The 978-nt window shown below is 66.4% G+C and carries 1 protein-coding gene; it reads right to left on the bottom strand.

What is annotated here, in order from left to right:
• On the bottom strand, positions 1–857 hold an 857-nt coding region (istA, locus tag C5708_RS19040), incomplete at its 3' end, for an IS21 family transposase (RefSeq protein WP_242923564.1).
• Between the last annotated feature and the right edge of the window lie 121 nt (positions 858–978).

The following is a 978-nucleotide window of genomic DNA, read 5'->3' as shown; positions in this document are numbered from 1 at the left end:
TGGCGATCGCTGCGCGCGCGGCGCTCGCACTCGGCCTCCAGCCAGCCGTTGAGCTCCTCCAGGGTCTTGAAGCGCAGGCGCGGCTTGAAGATGTTGTCCCGGGCATAGCCCACCTGGTTCTCGACCTGGCCCTTCTCCCAGCCCGAGGCCGGCGTGCAAGCCACCGGCTCGATCAGGTAGTGCGAGCACATCTGCTCGAAGCGCCGGTTGAAGCGCCGAGTCTTGCCCGCGAAGACCGCGTCGACCGCCGTCTTCATGTTGTCGTAGATCCCCCGCGTCGTGACCCCGCCGAACAGTGCAAAGGCGCGGGTGTGCGCGTCGAAGACCATCTCCTGGGTCTCGCGCGGATAGGCCCGGATGTAGAAGCGACGGCTGTGGCAGAGCCGCAGATGCGCCACCTTCACCGTCAGCGGCCGCCCCCCGATCTCGACCTGGTCGTGGCTCCAGTCGAACTGGTAGGCGTCGCCCGGAGCAAAGCTCAGCGGCACAAACGCCTCGACTGGCGAGCTCACGCCGCGGCGCGCCGATGCCCAGCGACCGGCATATCGGCGCACGGCGTCATAGCCACCCTCATAGCCTTCCCGGGACAACAGATCGGCCATCCGCGTCAGCGTCAGCCGGTCCTTGCGGGCGCCCGCCGCGTTCGCATCGAGCATCGCCTCCAGCCTCGGGATGAACGCGCCCAGCTTCGGATGAGGCTGTTCGGAACGCTCATACTCGAACGCTGTCTCCCCGGATCTCAGCACCTTCCGGACCGTGTTGCGCGACAGCCCAAGCTCCCGCGCGATCGTCTTCACGCCCTTGCCCCGCCCGAAGTGCTCGCGCCGGATCTTCGCAACCGTCTCCACTACCAACATCCCCGTCTCGATCCGCAGCTGAACAAGCCGCCGATCTGGCCATCAAAGCCTCAGGGATAGGGGGTCATTTTTCGACGCCGATCTCCCCGAGATGGGGGGCAATTTTCCACGCCGATTCACA

The organism is Caulobacter sp. CCUG 60055 (assembly GCF_022750545.1).
In the GTDB taxonomy this organism is placed as follows: Bacteria; Pseudomonadota; Alphaproteobacteria; order Caulobacterales; family Caulobacteraceae; genus PUIC01.
This window is presented reverse-complemented; position numbering and strand designations above follow the sequence as displayed.